This window comes from Terrisporobacter glycolicus ATCC 14880 = DSM 1288, from assembly GCF_036812735.1.
Lineage (GTDB): Bacteria > Bacillota > Clostridia > Peptostreptococcales > Peptostreptococcaceae > Terrisporobacter > Terrisporobacter glycolicus.
The window spans coordinates 3,440,042-3,464,372 of sequence record NZ_CP117523.1 but is presented as its reverse complement, the minus strand read 5'-3'; the positions used below and the strand labels follow the sequence as shown (position 1 = coordinate 3,464,372).

The 24,331-nt window shown below is 29.0% G+C and carries 17 protein-coding genes and 1 riboswitch; of the genes, 12 read left to right on the top strand and 5 right to left on the bottom strand.

Translation table 11 applies throughout. From position 1 onward, the window contains the following. Positions 1-102: 102 nt before the first annotated feature. Genes TEGL_RS16930 through TEGL_RS16910 form a run of 5 tightly spaced genes read right to left on the bottom strand, consistent with a single transcriptional unit; the run spans position 103 to position 3,594 of the window. Positions 103-843 carry a TatD family hydrolase gene (locus TEGL_RS16930; protein WP_018591657.1) on the bottom strand — a complete coding sequence of 247 codons (741 nt, stop codon included), beginning with the start codon at positions 841-843 and terminating at the stop codon, positions 103-105. After that, entirely contained in the window at positions 844-1,563 is a 720-nt protein-coding gene (locus tag TEGL_RS16925) for an ABC transporter ATP-binding protein (RefSeq protein ID WP_033316548.1), read from the bottom strand. Then, positions 1,544-2,554 carry an ABC transporter substrate-binding protein gene (locus TEGL_RS16920; RefSeq protein WP_018591655.1) on the bottom strand — a complete coding sequence of 337 codons (1,011 nt, stop codon included), beginning with the start codon at positions 2,552-2,554 and terminating at the stop codon, positions 1,544-1,546. Before TEGL_RS16920 ends, TEGL_RS16925 begins: the two co-directional genes overlap by 20 nt. Position 2,555: 1 nt before the next feature. Continuing rightward, the gene (locus TEGL_RS16915) at positions 2,556-3,332 is read right to left on the bottom strand and encodes an ABC transporter permease (RefSeq protein WP_018591654.1); all 777 of its coding nucleotides are present in this window, start codon (positions 3,330-3,332) and stop codon (positions 2,556-2,558) included. Then, on the bottom strand, positions 3,304-3,594 hold the full coding sequence (locus TEGL_RS16910; RefSeq protein ID WP_018591653.1) for an MTH1187 family thiamine-binding protein: 291 nt from the start codon (positions 3,592-3,594) through the stop codon (positions 3,304-3,306). The genes TEGL_RS16915 and TEGL_RS16910 overlap by 29 nt, the downstream gene beginning before the upstream one ends. Positions 3,595-3,699: 105 nt before the next feature. After that, positions 3,700-3,796: riboswitch (TPP riboswitch) on the bottom strand. A 135-nt stretch (positions 3,797-3,931) separates the two neighbouring features. On the opposite strand from TEGL_RS16910, the gene ggt reads away from it, so the two are divergent. From ggt to dptH, 12 genes are all read left to right on the top strand, one after another. Then, positions 3,932-5,545, top strand: a complete 1,614-nt coding sequence (gene ggt, locus TEGL_RS16905; protein WP_018591652.1) for a gamma-glutamyltransferase — start codon at positions 3,932-3,934, stop codon at positions 5,543-5,545. Positions 5,546-5,693: 148 nt separating this feature from the next. Next, entirely contained in the window at positions 5,694-7,685 is a 1,992-nt protein-coding gene (locus tag TEGL_RS16900; protein ID WP_018591651.1) for a sigma-54 interaction domain-containing protein, read from the top strand. Positions 7,686-7,949: 264 nt separating this feature from the next. Then, a complete protein-coding gene (gene nhaC / locus TEGL_RS16895) occupies positions 7,950-9,383 on the top strand; it encodes a Na+/H+ antiporter NhaC (protein ID WP_018591650.1) in 1,434 nt (477 codons plus the stop codon). Positions 9,384-9,401: 18 nt separating this feature from the next. Next, positions 9,402-10,550 (top strand): beta-aspartyl-peptidase, encoded by a 1,149-nt coding sequence (iadA, locus tag TEGL_RS16890; RefSeq protein ID WP_018591649.1) that lies wholly within the window; start codon positions 9,402-9,404, stop codon positions 10,548-10,550. Positions 10,551-10,667: 117 nt separating this feature from the next. Beyond that, positions 10,668-10,970, top strand: coding sequence for a hypothetical protein (locus TEGL_RS16885; protein ID WP_018591648.1), 303 nt, complete (start codon positions 10,668-10,670; stop codon positions 10,968-10,970). Positions 10,971-11,181: 211 nt separating this feature from the next. After that, positions 11,182-11,760 carry a beta-class carbonic anhydrase gene (locus tag TEGL_RS16880; RefSeq protein WP_018591647.1) on the top strand — a complete coding sequence of 193 codons (579 nt, stop codon included), beginning with the start codon at positions 11,182-11,184 and terminating at the stop codon, positions 11,758-11,760. Positions 11,761-11,878: 118 nt separating this feature from the next. Further along, on the top strand, positions 11,879-13,258 hold the full coding sequence (locus TEGL_RS16875; protein WP_018591646.1) for a glycosyltransferase: 1,380 nt from the start codon (positions 11,879-11,881) through the stop codon (positions 13,256-13,258). A 786-nt stretch (positions 13,259-14,044) separates the two neighbouring features. Then, a complete protein-coding gene (locus TEGL_RS16870) occupies positions 14,045-14,680 on the top strand; it encodes a J domain-containing protein (RefSeq protein WP_154650659.1) in 636 nt (211 codons plus the stop codon). After that, positions 14,668-14,883 carry an HI0074 family nucleotidyltransferase substrate-binding subunit gene (locus TEGL_RS16865; RefSeq protein ID WP_018591644.1) on the top strand — a complete coding sequence of 72 codons (216 nt, stop codon included), beginning with the start codon at positions 14,668-14,670 and terminating at the stop codon, positions 14,881-14,883. The genes TEGL_RS16870 and TEGL_RS16865 overlap by 13 nt, the downstream gene beginning before the upstream one ends. A gap of 456 nt (positions 14,884-15,339) precedes the next feature. Beyond that, positions 15,340-17,730: a DNA phosphorothioation-dependent restriction protein DptF gene (gene dptF / locus TEGL_RS16860; RefSeq protein WP_018591643.1), complete on the top strand. Its 2,391-nt coding sequence runs from the start codon at positions 15,340-15,342 to the stop codon at positions 17,728-17,730. Between the two features lie 2 nt (positions 17,731-17,732). Continuing rightward, entirely contained in the window at positions 17,733-19,127 is a 1,395-nt protein-coding gene (gene dptG / locus TEGL_RS16855; RefSeq protein ID WP_018591642.1) for a DNA phosphorothioation-dependent restriction protein DptG, read from the top strand. Continuing rightward, entirely contained in the window at positions 19,108-24,258 is a 5,151-nt protein-coding gene (gene dptH / locus TEGL_RS16850) for a DNA phosphorothioation-dependent restriction protein DptH (RefSeq protein WP_018591641.1), read from the top strand. The genes dptG and dptH overlap by 20 nt, the downstream gene beginning before the upstream one ends. The last annotated feature ends 73 nt before the right edge of the window (positions 24,259-24,331 follow it).

Genomic DNA, 24,331 nt, shown 5'->3' with positions numbered 1-24,331 from the left:
AATATATAATTCTAAGACAATAAACAAATACAAATATTAAAAAAGTATGCAAGTTGATAGTTTTAATCAACTTACATACTTTATTTTTATATAAACATTAATCTACTTAAATATAATATTGTAATTGTGTTCAATATGATGTTTTAATTCATCCATAGAGATATCTTTTGTATTACATATGCCATCGTATACATTGATAATCTCACTAGGCATACCATAAACTCCAGTAACCCATTCCAAAGCAGTAGGACCATCTGTTTCTGCTAGAATAAGATCAACAGGGACTAGCCTGGCAATTTCTTGGCTTTTTTGTGAAGTATTTATATCTACGCTTAAAGTGAAATAAGATTTAGCATCTATAAATTTATTTAAGGTAGATAAATCTCCGCTATACCAGTGAATTATGGATTTTTCCAACATATTTTCTTCATGTAAAATATTATAAATTAATTCTTCTGCACCTTTAGTATGGATGTTTAAGAATTTATCATAAGTTTTAGATTTTTTTACAAAATGTTTAAAAACTTCAACCTGAGGCTCATAAGTTGACTTATCCTCCACCCAGTGAAAATCCAGACCGACTTCACCTATGATTTTGCTACTTTTTATGTAGTTATCATAGATATCTAGGTTGGTGACTACATTAGTAACTTTCCAAGGATGTATACCAAAAGTAGGTATAATATTGGAACAAACTTTAGAAAAGCCAAGATTTTTCTTATAGCTTTTTTCATCCATAGCACAGGAGATTACTTTTATATTGTTTTTATTTATATCATCATAAACCTTTTGCAATTCATGGTCTTTGTAGAAATCTATATGACTGTGAAAATCTATATACATTTATAAATAACCTAAGATTTCTTTCTTAAGTTTAGCTATGTTTTCTAGATTATCTTTACTGTAGATACGTTTGTCTACAAAAACTTCTTTATTAACTACAGCAGGTTTATTTGATAAAATATAAATTCTGTCTGACAAAATTATTGCCTCGTCAATATCGTGAGTAATAAGCAATATGGTAGACTTAATTTCCTTCTTTATGTCCAGTAGCCAATTTTGCATGGAAGCTCTTGTAATGGAATCTAATGCTCCAAAAGGTTCATCTAAAAGCATAATATCGCTGGAATTAACAAAGGTTCTCATAAAGTTCACCCTTTGCCTCATACCACCAGAAAGTTCATGAGGATATTTATTTTCGTAACCTTCTAAACCAAAAGTGGAGAAGTAAGGTTTAACTGTTTCTTGACTTTTTTTCTTTTTTTCACCTTTTAAGATTAAGGGAAGAGAAACATTATCCATTATGTTTTTGTAAGGGAGTAGAAGATCTTTTTGGTACATATAGCTGAAACGACCATTAATATCTACTTCACCAGAATCACTAGTTGTTAAGTTGGAAAGTATGTTGAAAATAGTACTTTTACCACAACCACTAGGACCTATAATGGAAACAATCTCTTCATCATAAACATGTAAATCAATATCTTTTAAAATAAGCTTATCTTTGTATTTTTTTGATAAATTACTAATAATAATTTTTTTATTAGTTTGGTAAGAATTCATTTGTATATGCATCACTTGCTTTCATATCCTTGTTTATTAATTTATATTCTTTCATGAAATCAGTGTAATTATTCCAAACACTATCTTTCATTTCGCCCCATTTAGAAGCGTCATCTATATATTTATCAGCTAAATACTTTTGACTTTCAATAGCTAAGTCTTCGTTTATTTCAGGAGCATGTTTTAATAATATTTTTGCACTTTCTTCAGGATTTTTAACACAATCTTGGTATCCTTTGCTTGTTGCAGCTAAAAACTTCTTAGCAAGGTCTGGATTTTCATTTATTATTTTTTCACTAGTTATTAAAAGAGGAGTATAGTAGTCTAATCTTTTGTCTAAATCCTTAGTAGCTACAAAGTTTATATCTTCCCCACGAAGCTTTGCCTCTACACCTGTCCAACCTTCGAAAATATTAGCTATATCTATGTCACCTTTAGTAGCTGTGAAGAAATCATCTTTTCCTATATCTACTATTTTGATTTTGCTAAAATCAGCACCGTTGTTAGTCATAATTGCATTTAAAGTAGCTTTTTCTGATTCTGATCCCCATCCACCGTAAGTTTTGTTTTCAAAATCTTTTACAGTTTTAATTTTTTTGTTTGCTGGAGATGCAAACCCAGAAGTATTGTGTTGAATAATTGTAGCTATAGATTTTATTGGAAGTGGGTCTTCACTAGTTTTTGCATAAGTAACATCTTCTTGATAACTTACACCAAAATCAGCTTTTCCTGTGGCAACTATAGTAGTAGCAGTACCATCAGATGGTTGAATTATTTCCACATCTAAACCTTGTTCTTTGTAATATCCTTTATCTAAAGCAACATATAATCCTGTATGGTTAGTATTTGGAGTCCAGTCAAGAACTACAGTAACCTTTTGTAAATCTGAGTTTCCTTCTTTTTTTTCAGTACTTTTCTTTGAGCAACCTGTCACTAAACCTATAGTAAGTAGTGCAGCTGTCATTAATGATATGCTTTTTTTAAACTTCATTTTATTCTCCTTTGTACTTGTGTTTTAATATTATTTTCTTCAAAATATTTATACCCATTACAAATATTAAACTAAAGATTATTACTAAAATTGTAGATGCAAATACTTTGTCCAAAGCATATGCACTTTTTGCTCTTACCATATAAACACCAAGCCCTACACTTCCACCAAGCCACTCAGCAACTGTTGCAGCAACAAAGGCATAAGTAGCTGAAATTTTTAAGCCTGTAAATAAGCTTTCCAAAGACATGGGAAGTTTTAAATGAATAAATGTATTTAGTTTGCTGGCATCCATAGTTTTGAATAAATTTATATAGTCTTTATCTATATTTTCCATACCATCCACAAAATTTATTAATATGGGGAAGAAACAAGTAGTCATTACCATGATTATTTTTGGTAATGAATCAAATCCAAACCATATTATAAGTAGTGGAGCTATGGTTATTGTTGGTATCATTTGAGATACTAGCATTATAGGATAGAAACATTTCTTTATAAATGGAACAAAGTCCATAATTGTACCTATTGCTAATGCCAATAATATGGAATAAATAAATCCTAAAACAGATTCATTTAAAGTAACTAAAGCATGCATTTGCAAGTTTGCAAAATCTGTGCTAAAAACTTTTATTATTTTGCTTGGTGCAGGCATAATATATTGAGGTATATCATTACTTACCACAATAAACTGCCATAATAATAAAATACTTACAAACGTTATAAGTGGATAAATATAATTTTTAATCTTATCTGTGATTTCTAAGTTTGTTCTCAATTGTTAGGCCTCCAGCTTTCTCGTCAACCCTAGCAACTGTGATGACTCTTTCACATCCTAGTTGAAAGGGTATTTTGTGCATTACTTTTATTAAATCAAAAACTTCATCAAATTCCCCTTCAAATGTTGTACTCATGGCACCGATTTCATACTTAAGACCACTTTCCTTTACTTTTTCGATGCAAGCATCTACTACTTTGTACATTTCCTCCTCACCTGTATAAGGTCTAAGAGGCATTACTGCCACGTCTGCTATAACCATTATTATTCCTCCTTTTTATAATTACATATATAAATACATAAAAAAATGCTATACCCGTAGGCATAGCATATATAATCAAATTTAATCCCTGATACTCTTTATGAGAAATAAAGTATATAGCTTTCCTACGCTGGTATTATCCAGATCAGGTACAAGGGTCGGCAAAACCTCTCAGCCAATAAAGGCACCCCTAGCAAATATTTACTTTTAACTTCATTATAGTTTATTTAAAAAGATTGTCAACAGTCAATTTAAGGATAAAACCATATAGTTCATTGTTATATAATATACAATATATATATGTAGTAAATTAATATTATAACTGGGGGGGAAAAATATGAATTTAACTTCAATTAATAATAAATATAATTCCATAAGAAATATAGTTTATGGAAAAAATGGAGCAGTGGCAACATCAACGCCAATTGCAGCTCAGGCTGGTTTGGAAATTTTGAAAAAGGGTGGCAATGCAGTAGATGCAGCCATAGCTACGGCAGCTTGTCTTACTGTTGTTGAGCCTACAGGATGTGGAATTGGTGGGGATGCTTATGCATTAGTATGGATAGAAGAAGAAAAGAAGCTTTATGGATTAAATTCCAGCGGATTTGCACCGGAGAAAATGAAGTTGGAAGAATATGAGGGGATGGAATCTATGCCTAAGTATGGATTTGGTGCTGTGACAGTTCCTGGAATACCTGCTGCATGGGGAGAACTTAATGAAAAATACGGAAAGTTAAGTTTATTAGAATGTTTGAAAAGTGCCATAGAATATGCTAGAAATGGCTATGCTGTGGGACAAACTGTATCAAATTTATGGCAGAAAGTTTATGATGAATACGAAGAAAACTTACAGGGGGAAGAGTATAAGTACTGGTTTGAAACTTTTGGTAAATTAGGAAGAGCTCCTAAGGCTGGAGAAATTTTCAGGTGTGAAGACATGGCAGAAACTCTTGAGGAAATAGGAAGAAGCAACGGTGAAAGTTTCTATAGAGGAAGTTTGGCAGATGAAATAGATGAGTTCTCTAGAAAGTACAATGGATTTATTAGAAAAAGTGATCTGGAGAAATTTTATCCTCAGTGGATGGAGCCAATTAGCACAGAGTACAAAGGATATGAGGTTTTTGAAATACCACCAAATGGTCATGGAATAACAGTGCTTATGGCTTTAAATATATTAAAGGGGCTTAATTTGCATAGTGATAAAGAACATGTAGATAATTACCATAAAATTATAGAAAGTTTAAAACTTGCCTTTGCTGATAGCAAAACTTATGTAACAGATATAAAAGAAATGGAAGTAAAGGTTGAAGAATTACTAAATGAAGATTATGCAAAGAAAAGAAGAAGCTTAATAGGAGATAAGGCTATTGAACCTATATGTGGAGATCCTTATTCACCAGGAACAGTATATTTGTGTAGCGGTGACAAAGATGGAAATATGGTGTCATACATACAAAGCAATTACACAGAATTTGGATCAGGATTAGTAGTTCCAAGTACAGGAATAGCCCTTCATAATAGGGGAAACAACTTTAGTTTAGATAAAAATCATGTTAATGTGGTAAAACCATTTAAAAAGCCATACCACACAATTATACCAGGATTTTTATGCAAGGATAATGAAGCTGTAGGGGCATTTGGTGTAATGGGTGCATTTATGCAACCTCAAGGACAGTTGCAAGTTCTTACTAATTTGATTGATTTTAATATGAATCCTCAAGAAGCATTAGATGCGCCTCGTTGGCAATGGATTAAAAACAAAGACATTGAAGTTGAAAGTGATATGAATGAAGCAATTGTACAAGGACTTATGGAAAAAGGTCATCATATTAAAGTTATGGAAGACTTCACAAATATGGGTAAGGGACAGATTATATTAAAAAATATTGAAGCTGGGTCTTATGTTTGCGCCACAGAAAAAAGATGTGATGGTCATGTGGCTATTTGGTAATTGTTTTGTGCTAAATTGTAAATAGAGTTACCTTATGATTTGGGTAGCTCTTTTTTATTACTAGGAATTTCATATTTGTCATAAAATCTAAAAATGTTATACTTAAACATATATAATAGGAAGTTACCATATAAATTTGGGGGACATTATGAAAAAAATTTATATAATATCAATGAGTGAGTATACTGGATTTAGTATAAAGCAGCAGTTAGAAATAATATTTGAAAAAGAATTTTATATAGAATGTTTAAATTTAAATAACTATAAAGAAAAATACTTAGATTGTGATTTATTGATTTTTTCTGGTGAAGAAGTAAAAGATATTTGTGATCATATACTTAATGACAATATAAATTATATAGTTTCAAAAAGAGTAATAAAGCATGATTATATTGATGAAATTTTAAGTATTCCTAGAGGGACAGATGTACTTTTAGTAAATGATGCAAAGAGTTCTTGTGAAGAAGTTATTAGACAGTTAAAGAGTCAGGGACTTAATCATATAAATTATCACCAATATTACCCAGGAATTAAGTCTTATAAAAATTTAGAAATTGCAATAACACCTGGTGAAGCTCATTTAGTACCTGACGAAGTCTCTAATATCATAGATATAAAATCAAGACATCTAGATGTATCCACATTAATTGAAATATTAATAAGATTAAACTGCATGGACAAATATGGAAGCATGGTGTCATCTTATTTTTATAGAGATATGATAAATGTATCAACAAAATATATAAAAAAATCTCAAGAATCAACTAGGTTAAAAGATTTATTAACTAATTTACTAGATAATCAAAAGAACGGAATTATTTATACTAATATAAAAAACAAAGTTGTTGTTTTAAATGAAGAAGCCTTAAGATTATTAGGTGTTAAGAAAAATCACGTGTTATCTAAGGATATTTATGAAACTTTTCCATCATTAAAAGAAGATATTATTAATATAAACAACAAGGAAATTTTAGTTTCAAAAGAAAAAATAGAAGATAATAACATATACACAGGTAATATGATTATTCTTAATGAAGTTAAACATATTCATAAAATTGATGAGGAAGTAAGAAGAAGAGAAAAAATAAGAGAAAATCAAGCAAAGTATACTTTTGAAGATATGGTAGGTAATTGTAGCTCCATAGTGAAAAATATTAAACTGGCTAAAAAAGTAGCAAAAACAAACTCAACTGTATTAATCCAAGGGGAAACAGGTACAGGAAAAGAGGTACTAGCACAAGCTATACACAATGAATCTGAAAGATGTGACTATCCTTTTATTGCCATAAATTTTGCTGCAATACCAGAAAATCTAATAGAAAGTGAACTTTTTGGATATGAAGATGGAGCCTTTACTGGAGCTAGAAAAGGTGGAAAAGAAGGTTTATTTAAAAAGGCACACAAAGGAACCATATTTTTAGATGAAATAGGAGACGCATCTTTATATTTACAGTCTAGGTTGCTTAGAGTACTTCAAGAAAGGGAGATAACTCCTGTTGGTAGTACGGAAACTATTCCAATAGACATTAGAGTTATAGCAGCAACAAATAAAGAGCTGTTGCACGAAGTGAAACTTAAAAATTTTAGAGAAGACTTATACTATAGATTAAATGTTATGCCAATGTATTCTATACCTTTGAGAGAGAGAAGAACAGATATAAAATTATTACTACAATATTATTTGTTTAAAATTACTAATGAGGAAAATTTAGAAGAATTTTTTACAAAAGAAGCTATTGAAATATTAATTAAATATAATTGGCCTGGAAATATAAGAGAGCTTGTTAATGTGGTAGAGTATGTATCCACTATAAAGGAAAATAAAATAAAAATAGATAGCACATATTTGCCTAAGTATATTATTGAAAATTGTGATTCTAGTGATTTACTTGCTGAAATAAAAGAAGAAGAATTATTAAATGAAAAAGAAAAGTGGGTATTGGAAAAAATCCATAAGTATGAAGGAATTGGTAGAAGAACATTATCTTTATTGTCGAAAGAAGAAGGTATTTATTTAGGTGAAGGAAAAATCAGAACTATAATGACTAAACTAAAAAATCAAGAATATATAGAAATTAATAAAGGATTAAAAGGTACAAAAATATTAAAAAAGGGATTGGAAATTGTAGAAAAGGGATAATAAAAAGAATAAAAGGGATAAAAAGGGATGGTTGCTTTCAAAACTATCCCTTTTTCTTTTTAATATTATAATAAGACATATTTAATATTAAAGTAATAAACATAATATAACCTTAAATAAAAATTCAGAAAATTCTACACACCTTATGTTTTAAAGTAGAAAGAAGGTTTTCTAGGAATGAAAAACTTGGCACGATAATTGCTAACCTTATATAATAGTGAATTTAATTAAATTTTAAATATTTATGGAGAAGGTGAATTAATTATGAAAGAGATGCAAAAGAAAAAACCAACTTTGGCTCAAGCATTGACACCAATAATTTTTATGGTGGTGGCATTAGCATTAGGTTATGGGGTTTTTAAAATAAAGGCAGAACCTATAATAATATGTTCAGCATTTATTGCAGGAATAATAGCCCTTAAATTGGGATACAAATGGGACGATATGCAAAAGGCAATAGTTGAAAAAATAGCAAGTGCACTTCCAGCCACATTGATTTTATGGAGTGTGGGTCTATTAATAGGAGCATTAATGTTCTCTGGAGCAGTTCCAATGATAATATATTACGGAGTTCAAATGATAAATCCTAAGTTTATATTAGTTACAGCATTTTTATCATCAGCAATACTTGCAATAGTAACAGGTACATCTTGGGGTGCAGCTGGTACTATAGGAGTGGCAATGATGGGAATTGCAGGAGGACTGGGAATATCTTTATCAGCAACAGCAGGAGCTGTAGTTTCAGGAGCCTTCTTTGGAGATAAATTATCACCACTTTCAGATACAACAAACTTAGCGCCTATGGCTGCAGGAAGTGAGTTATACGAACATATAAAACACATGCTTTACACAACTGTTCCAGCTGCATTATTAGCAATGATTGTATATTTATTTGTTGGGTTTAGCGCATCAGGTGATTTAGTAAGACCTGAATCAGTTCAATTAATGATGGATCAGTTAGACACAATGTTTAACTTTAACATAGTATTACTTTTACCATTTGTATTAGTAATTTTAGGCTCAGTAAAAAAATGGCCAACAATACCTACAATGTTAGGAACAAGTTTATTAACAATAGTTTTAGGAGCAGCAGTGCAAGGATTTAATATAGTAGATGGTTTTACATCTTTAATATCAGGATTTGATATAACAATGACTGGATTTACAGGTACTGCTACAGAAGAAGTTATTAAACTTATAAACAGAGGTGGAGTTGCATCAGTAACAAGCACTACAGTTCTTATATTCTGTGCTATGGGATTTGCAGGAATAGTGAGCGTTTCTGGAATGTTAGATGTGGTTTTAGATTTATTAATGTCAAAAGTAAAATCAACAGCAGGAATAATAATATCTACAATAGTATCATGTTTTACAGTTGCCTTTGTAACAGGTAGTTCATATTTATCAATACTTGTGCCAGGGGAGTTATTTAAAGATGTTTATCCTAAGAAAAATCTACATCCTAAAAACCTATCTAGAACACTAGAAGATTCAGGAACAGTTTTAGTTCCGCTAATACCATGGTCAGCAGCAGGGGCATATATGACTGCAACCCTGGGAGTAGATACACTACAATACTTACCATGGGCAATACTTAACTACTCAGGAATAGTATTTGCAATTATATTTGCTATTACAGGATTTGGTATAGCTAAATTAGACAAAAATGAAACTAAAGACGATAAGAATGTTGTTTAAATAAGGAGTATAAAATTTATGATATTAATAAAAAATGTGGAATTATATTCACCAGAGTATAAGGGAAAAAAAGACGTTTTTGTAAGTGGTGGAAAAATCTCTTTAATAGAAGATAATATAAATTTTGAAAATGAAAAAATAAAAATAATAGATGGTAGTGGAAAAAAACTTACACCAGGTTTTATAGATCAACATGTTCATATAACTGGTGGAGGTGGTGAAGGTAGTTTTAAAACTAGAGCACCAGAAATAACTTTAAGCAAACTAACTAGTGGTGGAATAACAACAGTAGTAGGGCTTTTGGGAACAGATGGAACTACTAGAAGTGTTGAAAACTTAGTATCAAAAGCAAAGGCATTAAAGGAAGAAGGAATAACAGTTTTTGCTCACACAGGTTCTTATGAATACCCCTCTGTAACAATTACAGGTTCTGTAAAAAAAGATATATGTTTTATAGATGAAATAATAGGAGTAAAATTAGCTCTATCAGACCATAGAGCACCAAATGTAAGTAACTTGGAGTTACAAAGAGTAGCTTCTGATGCTAGAGTTGCAGGGATGTTAAGTGGAAAAGCAGGCATAGTAGTACTTCATATGGGAGATGGAAAAAAAGGTCTTCAACAAGTGAGAGAAATTTTAGAAGAAACGGAAATTCCAATGAAAACCATAAGACCTACTCATGTAAACAGAAGAGAAGAATTGTTAGAAGAAGCTTTTGATTATGCAAAAGCAGGAGGAAAAATTGATTTAACTTGTGGAATAAAAGACCACTTTACTCCAGGAAAATGCATAAAAATGGCATTGGATAAAAATGTACCAAGGGAAAACATAACAATAAGTTCTGATGGATATGGAAGTTGGTCAAGATATGATGAAGCAGGAAATCTTGTAAAGATGGGAGTTTCTAGTGTTTCTAGCTTACACAAAGAGTTTAAATCTATGGTTAACGAGTTAAAATTCAATATAGAAGATGCCCTAACTTATGTCACTTCTAATGTGGCAAAGGGGCTTGAAGTTTATCCTAGAAAAGGATGTGTTGAAGAAGGATCTGATGCAGACTTATTATTATTAGATGAAAACTTAGATATAGATACTGTTGTTGCGGGTGGAAAGCTTATGATAGAGAATAAGGAAATCTTAGTTTATGGATCATATGAGCAAATATAACTTTGAAAAAGAGAATCTTTTGATTCTCTTTTTTATTAAAAATAATTATTTACTTAATTTCTTCTTATGATAAAATATATTAGTTAAAACTGAAAAATTAATTATAGGAGAGAGAACATGAGATCAAGATTTGAAGGCGGACTTCTAGGCCTTATAGGAGTTAATATATTAGCATGGGCTGTAACATTCTTTACACTTGGAATAGCTACACCTTGGGCTATGTGCATAAAGTACAGATGGGAAGCTAAACACACAGTGATTGAAGGAAGAAGACTTAAATTCATAGGTAGTGGAGGAAGTTTATTTTTACATTATATAAAATGGTTAATACTTACTATTATTACTTTAGGAATATATGGATTCTGGCTTTATATAAAAATGTTACAATGGAAAACAGAAAATACTGTTTTTGAAGATTAATATGTATGATGTAAGGGTATTACAATTTGTAATGCCTTTTTATATTACAAGGAAATTATATTATTTGTTTAATTGTAGAAAAACAGCAGAATATAAGCTATAATATTACGAAAATTATATAATTATGAATGTAAATCTTGTCCTTTAAAAAGAGCTCCAGAGTTAACAATAAAAAGCATAGGCAAGATGTATTCCATAGGAGGATAATATTATGATAACAAGTCGTGGAAAGTTAGATGAAATATTGAAATACAATGAAAAATTTGTGGAAAACAAAGAATATAAACAATATGAAACTTCAAGTAGACCTGATAAAAAGGTTGTAATACTATCATGTATGGACACTAGATTGACAGATTTGTTACCAAAGTCCATGAATCTTAGAAATGGAGATGCAAAAATAGTGAAAAATGCTGGAGCAGCAATAATGCATCCATTTGGAAGTATTATGAGAAGTATAGTAGTAGCTATATACGAATTTGATGTGGAAGAGGTATTGGTAGTAGGCCACCATGGATGTGGTATGTGTAATTTAGACACAGATGATTTATTAAATAAAGTATTAGATAGAGGTATACCTAGTGAAACTATAGACACACTTTCAAATGCAGGAATAAATGTGAAGGGATGGTTGCATGGATTTGAATCAGTGGAACAGTCTATAGAAGATAGTGTAAGTCTTATTAAAAATCATCCTTTAGTGCCAGACGACATTATTATACATGGATTAGTAATTTCTCCTGAAACAGGTAAAATAGATGTGGTAGTAGATGGTTACGACAATATCTAAAATCAATATAAAGGCTCAGAAGTGTCTTTTTTACTGGTAAAAGATACATTATAAATACTAAAAATTATATGTTATTATTGTATAGTTAATTTAGACATAAGGGGGAAATTAATATAACATGGAAAATAATATTAAGCTCTCGGAAATAGTTAAAGAAGATGAAAAAAAAGACGAAGAGTCAACTAAAACAAGATTATATATACCTATTAAATATAAATTTATTATAAGTTTAGTCATAAGTATATTATGGGTAATTTTTTCCTACTATGTATCTAGACAATGGATTTTGGACTTATCTGAGGTAACTTCCTCAGTTTTTTTAGCAGTATTTATTATAGCAGGAATAGCCTATATACCAGGATTTATGAATGCATTTTTAGTATCAAGCTTACTCTTAGATAAACAGCCTAAGTTTAAGGTAACTTATCCTGAAGATGAAGTAACTATTTTGGTAGCTGCCTACAATGAAGAGACTGGAATTTTTAACACATTGAAATATATAAAAAATCAAGAATACAAGGGTAAAATTCATACCATAGTAATAAACAATAATTCCAATGATAACACATGTGCTGAAGTGGAAAGAGCAAAGAAAGAGATGAACATGGATGTTTTATTGTTGCATGAAAATACTCCAGGAAAGTTCAACGCTCTAAATCATGGATTAAAATATGTAAAAACTAAGTATGTAATTACACTTGATGCAGATACTCTTATTCATAATAAGGCAGTAAACTACTTGATTTCTAGAGCTAATTCAGCACCAAATGATGTTTGCGCCGTTGCAGGTTCCATGTTAGTAAGAAATAGTAGAGAAAATTTGCTAGCAAAAATACAAGAATGGGACTATTTTTTAAGTATTGCATCTATTAAGAGAATGCAAGGATTGTACCAAGGGACACTAGTTGCCCAAGGTGCATTTTCATTATACAAAACATCTGTAGTACAAAATGTAGATGGTTGGTCTGATGCAATAGGAGAAGATATTGTTTTAACTTGGAAAATATTAAAACAAGGTTATAGGGTTTATTTTGAACCTCATGCAGTGGCATTTACAGACGTTCCGACAAAACTATCTCACTTTGCCAAGCAACGTTCTCGTTGGGCAAGGGGTATGATAGAAGGGTTGAGAGAAGTAAAACCATGGCAACAACCTTCTATATATTATAAGTTTTTGACAGGCATAGATTTGTTTATACCATATATGGATCTTAGCTATACATTCTTCTGGATACCAGGGGTAATATTAGCAGTGTTCTACCAAAAATATTATATAGTAGGACCGATGATGTTATTGGTATTTCCTTTAACATTGGTTAGTTTTTATATTTTATATTATTACCAAGCTCACGTTGTATTTAAAAACTTAAATCTTAAAGTAAGAAAAAATACTCTAGGATTCTTTATATTTATACTTTTCTACCAAATAGTAATGTCACCTGTTTCTTTATATGGTTATGTTCAGGAATTAATAGGTGCAAAAAGAGTATGGAAGTAGAATAAAGTTTAGGATATTTTTAAGGTCGTCACATTTTTATGATGGCCTTTTTTAGTTGAAAAGTGATAAAAAAAATGTGGAAAAATAATGGAGAAAAAAATATTAATAAATCATAAAAATTTAAAATACTATATTAATAATGTAAATTTTTTATTTATGCTTAAAAAATATAAATGAGCTAACTCATGGAAAAAATTCTATTTATGTTTTTGTAACATGATGAAACGCTATGTAACATTTTTGAAACACCATGTAACCCTATGTAATAAATATGAAGCAAAAATGTAACGCTAGATATAGATATAGATATAGAGTAAGAGTAAGAGTAAGATATAGAATTAGATACAGACACAGATTTTAGCTAAAAAAGATTCTCCAGGCGAGTATGTGATTAATTTTAAAAAATTATGAAAAATTAATAGACTTTTTGAAAAAGTTGATTATAATTAACTTAAAAATAAAATTTGAATTTTGGATAATTATTCCAAAATGCCGTTGATACATGGAAAAGGCTAAATAGTTATTTTTCCAACTTGAGGAGCACCGAATATGTTGCCCCAAAGAAATTAAAATAAACCCAAAGGATGTGATGAATTGTATTGTGTTGTTCAAGAACTTGAGAGAAAAGCTTCCAGCAAAGGGAAGAGCAAGGGATTAGTAGTGAATGCTTGTAAAATCAATAACCAGGAATTTTACTCCTACACTCATTCCCAGGAAAAATTTCAACGATCAGTGAAAACAGCATACAAAGTCACATTGCACAGCAGCTACAGGGAAAACAACAAGGTGAAAAAGAGACAATATAGCATTTGCACCATTGGGTATTACGATTTCGTAGATTATGGGTACTACGATTTTGTGGTGGATAAAATAAATAATTTATCCCAAGAATTAAACATGACAGGTGAGGAAATTTATAGCTTGGTATGTTGCAAATTAAACCCTCTGCAAGAAAAAATAAACCAGGAATACAAAGATACTGAGGAGTATAAGTGTTCTATGGAGGTGGAGGAAATTTTGCGAAAATACAGAAAAGCTAAGACAGAGTTTGAAGATAAATACGGAGCAGGAAATTTTGATTATTGCTACGACGTATTTCTAAATTTGAGAAATGCAGAAAACCTAAAGAAAATAAAGCAGATCTATGCAAAACAAGATTACTTTACAGGTAGTTACCAAAGAAAAAATTATAGTAACTACAAAGACAATTCTAAGAAAAGTAGCTACCAAGAAAAATGTGGTAGTAACTACAAAGACAGCTCAATGAATAATTCCGATTACGGTGAAGATGATAAGAAAATATTGAAAAAAATGTATAAGACTTTGGCTAGAAATTTTCATCCTGATAAAAACCATAATAGTGATGAAAGTGTGAGAGCTATGCAGATAATCAATGATTTGAAGGAGCTATGGCAATTATAAGGGGTTTTAGACCAAGAAGTACTATAAGATGTGCATTTAAACATAAATTAATAAGTGATGGAGATATATGGATAGAAATGATGTTACATAGAAACAGAACATCTCACATGTATGATGAAACTACAGCTCTTAATATTGTGAAATTAGTAAAAGAAAAATACGTATTTGAGTTTAAAAAATTAAAAGATTTCCTTGAAAGCTAGAACTTTGGGGAGATGTATTGATATATATAAAATCATATATTTTTTTTAAGGCCGTTACATTTTTGTTACGGCCATTTTTTTATGTGAGTAGAGGAGTATATTTCCTTTAAAATATCGACATTAAATGACAAATAATATATGAAACTTATGATATATTATTTATTGAAAATAAGGGGTACACGAATTTGTGTAAGCCTTTAAATGCGAAATATAAATATTTATAGGAGTGTATTAAGCTTTGTGTATAAATTATTAGAGTACTTAGAAGTATATGGAAATTTTCTATTTTCTAAAATATATTTTATTTCGTGTAAATGGATCTCAAACAAATAATTACAATTTATAATATTATTATAGGATGAAAATTAGTCTATATAGAATAAACATATAAATAATTTATGTTTACTTAACATTTTAGATAGAGAACAGATTAATTTATGGGGGGAACAAAAGAGAGTGAATAGTAACATGTACGAGTTATTAAATAAAAATTATAGTGAATTGTATAATCTTTGTAATGAGATAAATGATTCCATATTTACGTCACCACACAGTGTGATTGTAAAAGCTAGGATATTTGCTGAACAAATAAGTAAAGACATAGCAAAATTAGAGAATATGCCAAAACTAGATAATTTAAGTTTGGCAGATAGATTAACAAACTTAAGATATAATGAAATACTTGATAAAGAAATTAATGATTATTTTTATGAAATTAGAAAAATTGGTAATAAAGCAGCGCATGAAGATGTTGAAGACGAATTACTATTAGCTTTGCAAGTGCATAGAAATGTTTACAAAATAACAGGTTGGTTTATAGAAACATATGTAGATTATACTTTTAAAACACCTATTTATAAAAGTCCAAAACCATCACATAATGTAAATTTAAATGAAAAAGAAAATAATACTATAATGTCTAAGTTTATTGAAAAAATAGGTAAATTAGAAAATATATTAAATATTAATAACAAAGGTATTAAAGTTGAACACATGACAGAAAAAGTTGATTGTGAAAATGATGCAGATGCACCGAATCAAGAAGAAAAAAATAACGATGATAAAGAAAGAGAAAGTAATAATTTAGAAAAAGTATCAGAAAGTATATGTTTGATTCAGGAACTAAGTAAGTTAAAAGAGTCTTCAAAAGAAGCAGTTGAAGGATTAAATGTATTTACAGATTTTAAAATGTATATGCATGTTGATAGAAATGTTCAAAGAGAATTAGAAGATATAATTTTAGAAGCGCATAAACAGGATAATTCACAGTTAATTTTAGTATGTGGTAGTGTTGGAGATGGTAAGTCTCACATTATTTCATATTTTAAAAATAAATATCCAGAAATAATAGCTAAATTTACATTGCATAATGATGCTACAGAAAGTTTAGAACCAGATAAAACATCAATGGATACTCTAAACGATTTACTAGAAAACTTTACGGATAAAAAAATAGAAATTAGTAATGAAAAATTAATATTAGCAATAAATTTAGGAACGTTAAATAACTTTATTGACTCAAAATATGGGGAAAGATTCACAAAGCTAAAAGCATTTGTAAATGAAAATAAGATATTAGAGAAAAGTATTGTGGATAATAAATTTGATGCAGATAGAAATATACAATTTATTAACTTTAGTGATTACAGCTTGTATACGTTAAAAGATGAAAGGATAGAGTCAGAATATATTAAATCATTAATAAAAAAAATTACAGATAAATCAGAAATGAATGATTTCTATAAATCATATCAAAAAAACTGTATTAGATGTGAAAATAATCAGAAATGTCCCATAAAAGCTAATTATGAGTTAATGGCTGAACATAAAACTCAAGAGGCAATAGTAGATTTATTAGTTCAATGTATTATAAAAAATAAAATAATCATATCTACAAGGGCATTATTAAACTTTATATATGATTTATTAATAAATAGAACACATATAGATGTACATGACCCAATGTTTAAGGATAAAATAGGTAGGCTTAAAGATTTAGAATATATAAACTCATTAACACCAAATATGATTTTTGAACAGAATGAGTTATCATTTATATTTAAATCATTAAGTACACTAGATCCTCTTAACGTTAGAAATAGAGAAGTAGATGACTTTATTATTAAATTCAATAACTCAACAAATATAATGGAGTTTTTTAAAGAGTATATAGATTATCCAAAGGGATATTTAGATAATTTAAATAAAGATAAAATGGAAGAGAAAATAAATAGAAATACAAAAAAAGAAGTGTTAAAACTATTTATTAGAAGTTATTACTTATGTGGAAAAGGAGAATTATTCGATCTTAGAGATGAAGTATATAATAACTTTATTGAATATTTATATCACTGGAATAAAGGAGATAAACCTAGGTTAAAGGATCTATATTCAGAAGTAAAAGATGGAGTATTAAAATGGAACGGAGAAGCTGATAAAAACTTTATCAACATATTTATAGGAAAGAGCCAGATTAAATATAAGACAAGTGAATATTTAGAATTAAAGGCTGATACGGGTAATCTGCCATCTAATAATGAAAGTAAATTAGAAAAATTCTTAACAACAATTGAAATAAAATATAAAAGTGATAAGGCGAATGTAAGTTATGGAATAGATATAGATTTTCCGTTATATGAGTTGCTGATAAGAGTTGGTAATGGTTATAGACCTAACAAAAAAGATAAAAACCAATTTATAAAATTCATTGAATTTATGAATAAGATTGAATCATCAGGATCTCAAAACAAAGAATTAATATTTACAGAAAAAAATAGAGATAACAATAAAAAGTTCAAATTAGAATATGATGATGAATTTGAAATATATAGATTTATGGAGATTTAGCTATGGGAGAAATAAATAATTTTAATATAGATTTAAATGGAATCAAAGAAACCTTTAAGATTTCAGAAGATAAAAAAGGTTTAACTCATAAGCAAGGTAACAGATATAAATTACTACCATATGTAGCAAATGAAAAGACTCTAGTTAATGAGTTTGCAGGAGTAGTAGGTGCATTTTCAAGAATTATATCTAACAAGGAATTAAAAGGCAAATTTGAAGTAGAACTTTTCATTGAAGAGGTTGCTGATCAAATTGGTGAATATGAAGGAGATATGAGTAGAGAATCGTTTAAAAGCATAGTTAGAACTATGTTTATTGATAATGGAAATTTAATTGATTTTGATATAAAAACTATTAATTACTTGTCATCAACCTCAGCAGACCAAAAGATAGCATTATTTTTATACTCGGTATTATTTTGTGATGATTTAAAAGAAGATGTAAGTCTACATTATGATAGAGATGTTGACAATATACTTTACAATATAGTATTAAAAGCATTACCAGAACTAAAGGATAAGAACATACCTATAGGAGAATATAAATGTTACTTACCTTTTGTACGAGATCAATTTATAAAGGATTTTAAATTTTTAATATCCAAGGAAGAATTATATAAAGATTCATTAAAACGACTATTAGAATACTACTATGTTTTTTATGTATCACAGCTTGTTATGAAACTTGATGCATTTGAAAAGGCAGACTTAAGTAAGCCAGATCCTCTATATTATACATTAGACTGGGAACGTACGTCTAAAACTAGAACAGCTTACCAATTTGGTTGGGAGAAGATAAAAAATGATTTGAATTCTTTATTTTCTCATGCAGTTACATTAGAAATGTTAAATCATAATGATACTGATGAACAATTAAATTATATGGATTTGGCTAAGATTTTTAATGAAGAAGATGGATTAGAAATAGCTAAACAGATAAGTTCTGTTATTGAATTATATAAAAATCAAATTGATGACGTAAAGTGGAATGAATTTAAAATTAAAGATAGAGAGTATGATGTAGAAGGTTTTAATTCGGTATATGAATTATTTGATACGATAAGATATCAGTTTGAAAACTCTAATACAAGGTATAGAGCTAATGAAGCTTATAGGAACTGGTTTATGAGATTTGTTCAAAAGAATTTTGCTAAAAGAAGAGGTCAATTAGGATATAACTTAAATATCACGGAAGACGATATAATTTTAATGACTAAAATATGTATAAATGATAATGAAAAATTAAAGTTAAATAAATTATTTGAGGAATTTGAACTAAGAGGTCTATTCTTTGATAGGGATTCAAAGATGAAAATAGTTCAATTGTACGAAAAATTAAATTTACTAGAAAAAAAATCGGATAGTGGGGATGCTCAATATGTCAAATCAGTTTTATAGTTATTTATCTGAAAGGATAATAGAATTTTTTCAACAAAATCCTTTAACTCCTGGTTCAAAGTATAATATTCAGTTTGAGACAGAAGATCAAGTTAGGAATTTGTATGAGAAGCTAAAAGATAATATTTTATATAGAGAATATGAATATAAGGATTTAAATGGAGAGGTAAAATATAAATCTTATCAATTAGATTTTAATGGAATAGGATTAATAATATCTTCTACAATGGATAATGTTCAACCAGATTTTCTTACTAGGTTAAGAAATATGGTTGGCCTAGAAGATGGATATGAAAATAAGGCAATATTATTTATTCATAATACAACACTAGACAGTATTATAGGAGGAACAGAATCCTTTGCAAAAGGTGGTATGCCTTTTCATATAGATTCTATTCAAAAAGATATAAAGAAAAAATTAACAGGAGATTCATTTAGTGAGGTAGATAAGTCAGTAATTGAATCTGACTTAGAGAGAAAAAAGAATGCCTTATTTGGAGACAATAATTCAGTATTTGAGTATGAAGATGTACTTGATATTTTAAATAAAGGATATATTCCAAGGGAACAGTATAAAGACTTTGGTTTATTTTATGATGAGAAGTTAAATGAATTAACAGGAAAAGAATTAAAAAAGAGATTAAAAGACAATGCATTATATTTTACTAGAGTTGATGAAATACACAACTATGGTAATCCAGAGACACAATTAGAAAAGTATTTTGATGATAATGGAATATCTAAATTAAAAAATAAAGACTGGATGGAAGTAGAGTATAAAATAGTTGAAAAATCTGTTGAAAATAAGAAAAATACAAAGCCTCTCGAATATCTTTCAGGTTCAGAAGAATGGGATAAGGAAGAAGGACCATCTAAGGCAAAATCAAGAGTAAGAAATATAATTGTATTTAATGAAAGTGGAAAAGAAGAAATTGATTTAGAGTTTTCATTTGATGATTACTTAAAAAACGAATTTATTCAAAAACCAGAAGGAGAAGTTTCTGTAAAGGCATCAGGGTATAAATTAAAAGTTACAATTAAGGATGTAGAAGGAAAATCTAATTTTTACAAAGTTGTATATAAAGCAGATAACTTGAAATTTGAGTTTAAGATTGCAATGTTTAGATGCAGTCCTAAATATTTTGAATCTATAAAATCTAAGTACTCCTTAGTAATTAAGAAAAAAGAAAAGTATATTTCAATTAATACGAATGATTCAGAAATTGTATTTAATGAGTTCAACCAAGGAAACACTATTTATGAAATAGATTCAAATAATGATGTAATAAATATATCTAATGACGAAAAATTAACTGTTAAAATAAGCGATAAGTTTGAATATATAAATGATAATGATTTAGTTAGATTTGACCTAAGAATAGGTAATGAGTTAGTACCGCTAGGTATGGTTGGTACTAATGAAAAGAGCGTATCAATTGAAGGCTTTAAGGTCTGGAAGTTAAAAAGAGAAAAAAGTTGTGACTTTAGAATAGCCGGAGATAACAAATTACAACACGGAACGAAAGAATATTTTGCAAGAGATGAATTTAGAAAAACTTTAGCCATTGAAAAGCAACTTTTAGAATTAGAAGGCTTATGTTTTATTGAAGACAAGGAAGGCATACAAAGTATAGATTTAGAAATTAACTCCAGTGTAGAAAATGCTTATAGAAAGATAATAGATTATTATAATTTATCTAGAAAACTTCCTAGTTTAGCTTATTTAAATTCTGATTTGAAAAATTTATATAGTAATTTTTTAAAAGAATATATTGATGCATTGAACAAGATTGAAGAGGGATCTTATCTTACAAAATCAGAAAAGAACTTATTTAGATTAGGAACTATAAAAAGAGAAATAGAAGATAGAGAACTTATATTTACTTCTCTTCATCCATTGAATATAGCTTATCAACTTCATTTAAATGATTGTATAGATACAGAGGAAATGACAGATGATGTACTTAAAAAATTTACATCAACTTATCTTCTCCCATATATAATTGATGAAGATGAGAGACTATTTATACCAATGGAACAAATGCATTCTCCAGAATGGAAGTACTACGTAGATGAAAATTTACCAAGATATAAAAGTTCTAGGGATTTTGTTTCAAAATTAGTAAATGAGAAAATAGAAGAGTTTGTAGGGCATTTTAAATATATGTTTGATATGGGCAACAATGCTCCCATAAAAATTAATTTAATAAATACAGGTGATAGTAAAGAAATATTGCAAGGTATATTTAAGTACTATGTGAAGCAATTAAAAAACAGTCAAAGTAATGAAATATTGCCGATTGATTTATTTATATATTCAGATAGAAATATAACAAATGCATTTGAAGAAGTAGCATTTAATGAAAATATAGAGTCATTAAAAGAAATATATAACCTAGATCTAAGTGTAGACAGTATGTCAGAAGAAGATGTACTAAACTTATACAGAGAAAAGGTACATTTTTATTCTAAGAATATTGAAGATGGTGTTGAATATGCACATATAACGTTCTTTGAGATGAATGATAACGCTAAGAAAATTACATCAAATATGGATGATATACCATCTGGAGTTATATTAAATGGAAATATATCTGGGGTACCTTCAGTGTTTTTAGGAGATTCGTATAGGACCGGATTTGGAACTAAGTTTACAAATACACAAAGCAAATTAATGAATATGGCAATAAGACTAAATGCATTAAATGCAGCATCTTCAGGAGAACCATTTAATAGTAACCAATGCAAAGCTATATCTATACAGAATAATGGCAAAAGTATATTAGAAAATATTTATGATGCAAGTCACTGGATAACTTTTATAGACCCTAAAGTTGATTTAAACTTCTTTAAAAATGATCCAGATGCAAAGGATCTCTTAATAATTCACTACAGTGATCAATATACAACAGCTGGTGGATATGACGCAATAACAGTTACTAGAAAGTCCGGTCCATATCAAAGGGTTATTGAAGAATTTTTAAGTAAGAATGGTGTAGAAAATGCTAATGAATATTCACCAGCAGTTATAAATATGTTTAATGCTGTCAATGGAGATTGGTTACTGAGACTTTTATCAAGTAAATCACATTTTCCTAAAGAAAAAATTAGTATATTGTCAGCTATCAAGCTAGGTCTTGCTCAATTTAAAAATGAGAATATCATTTGGGTACCTATATCTCTTGAAGAAATATTAAGGGTATCTGGTGGAGCAGGATTAAAGCAAAGTGAAGGATTTTTCTCAGCTAAAAACTTAGGTTTTGAAGGTGGAGTCACTAGTGATGATATCTTATTTGTTGGTATAGAAAATAATAGCGATAGGGTATTTGTTCACTATTATCCAGTGGAAGTGAAGATCGGTATAAATGATAATTCTTATATACAAAAAGGTATGGAACAAGCTAAAGCTACTAAGAGTATCTTTGAAAAAACACTATTACCTGATGAAAATGGAGATATAAGTAACACTCAAAAGGTATATAGAAACTTTTTAATGCAACTAGTTATAGCCAGTGCAGAAAAATTATGCTTATATAATGTTTGTAATGATCAAAACTGGAGTGAAATAACTAGTACAGATTTAAGAAGAAAGTTACTTAATGAAGAGTATGAGATAACTACATCCCTAGAAGAAGTACTAGGAAAAGCGGCTGTTATATCTTTTAAAAAGGGCATGGGATATAGTCATATAGGAGTAGAAGATGGAGTTATGATTGTAGAAATGTCTGAAGATGATGGTGTAAACTTTATAACTAAGAGTGTAAGCGAAATAGCTGAGAATTTAGACAAAGTTAAATTTGAAGGTACGAATGGTCAGGACCTAGATAATATTCCTAAAACAGTATATGATCATGGTACAGGAGAAATAGGTGGGGCAGTAGAGTTAGCTGTGCCAAATGATCCTCCAACAGAAGTTATAGATGATGGGCATGTAGTAGAAGGTGGAAGTGAAGGATATGGAAATACAAATCCAGATGCTTCATCAAGAAGTATGGATATTTTATTTGGTATTAATCAGAAAAATAATAAAAAAGTTTACTGGGAACCAAACGATACTAATAAAGTGCTTCATACAAATACAGGTATAATAGGTACTATGGGAACTGGAAAAACTCAGTTTACAAAATCATTAGTTACTCAGTTATATAGAGAATCAAAAAATAATGTAGATGGACATAAATTAGGAATATTAATCTTTGACTATAAAGGCGATTACAATAAATCAAAAGAAGATTTTATTGAAGCAACAGGTGCCAATGTATATGAATTATATCATTTACCATTCAATCCATTATCAGTAATAACAGCTAAAAACTCTAAGCCTATGTTACCACTTCATACAGCAAATAGCTTAAAGGTAACTTTAGCAAAAGCATTTGGTTTAGGTATTAAGCAAGAAACTTTACTTAGAGATTTAATAATGGATGCTTATGAAAGTAAAGGTATAATAAAGAATAAACCTGATACTTGGGATAAACCAGCACCAACATTGAAAGATGTATATGATTTATATGTTAATAGAGAGGATTTAAAAGAAGATAGTTTATATGCAGCATTTAGTAATTTAATAGACTTTGAAATTTTTGAGCCAGATGGAAATGAAACTAAAAGTTTATTTGATTTAGTAGACGGTGTAACAGTTATTGATTTATCAGGATATGATCCAGATATACAAAACTTAGTAGTAGCAATTACACTAGATTTATTCTATTCACAAATGCAAGCTCATGGACATTCTAGAATAGATGGTAATATGAGACAATTAAATAAAATGATTTTAGTTGATGAAGCTGATAACTTCTTAAGTAAAGACTTTGAGACACTGAAGAAAATACTTAAAGAAGGTAGAGAGTTTGGCGTAGGTACAATACTTTCAACTCAGTTACTAAGTCATTTCTCTACAGGTGAAAATAAATACTCGGACTATGTTTTAACTTGGATAGTTCATAATGTGGCAGAGATTAGCTTGAAGGATGCTAAATATATATTCAATTTACAAGAAAAGTCAGAACAAGAGCATATTTGTAATAAGATTAAAGGTTTAAATAAACATTATAGCTTAGTTAAGATGGGGGATAGTGATAGAGCTATATTTATGAAAGATAAGGCATTTTGGGAGTTAATAAAATAGTAAATTAAAAATTACTATTATTTATGTTACAAATATTTACAATAATGAATAATAATGGAATAATATAGTAAAA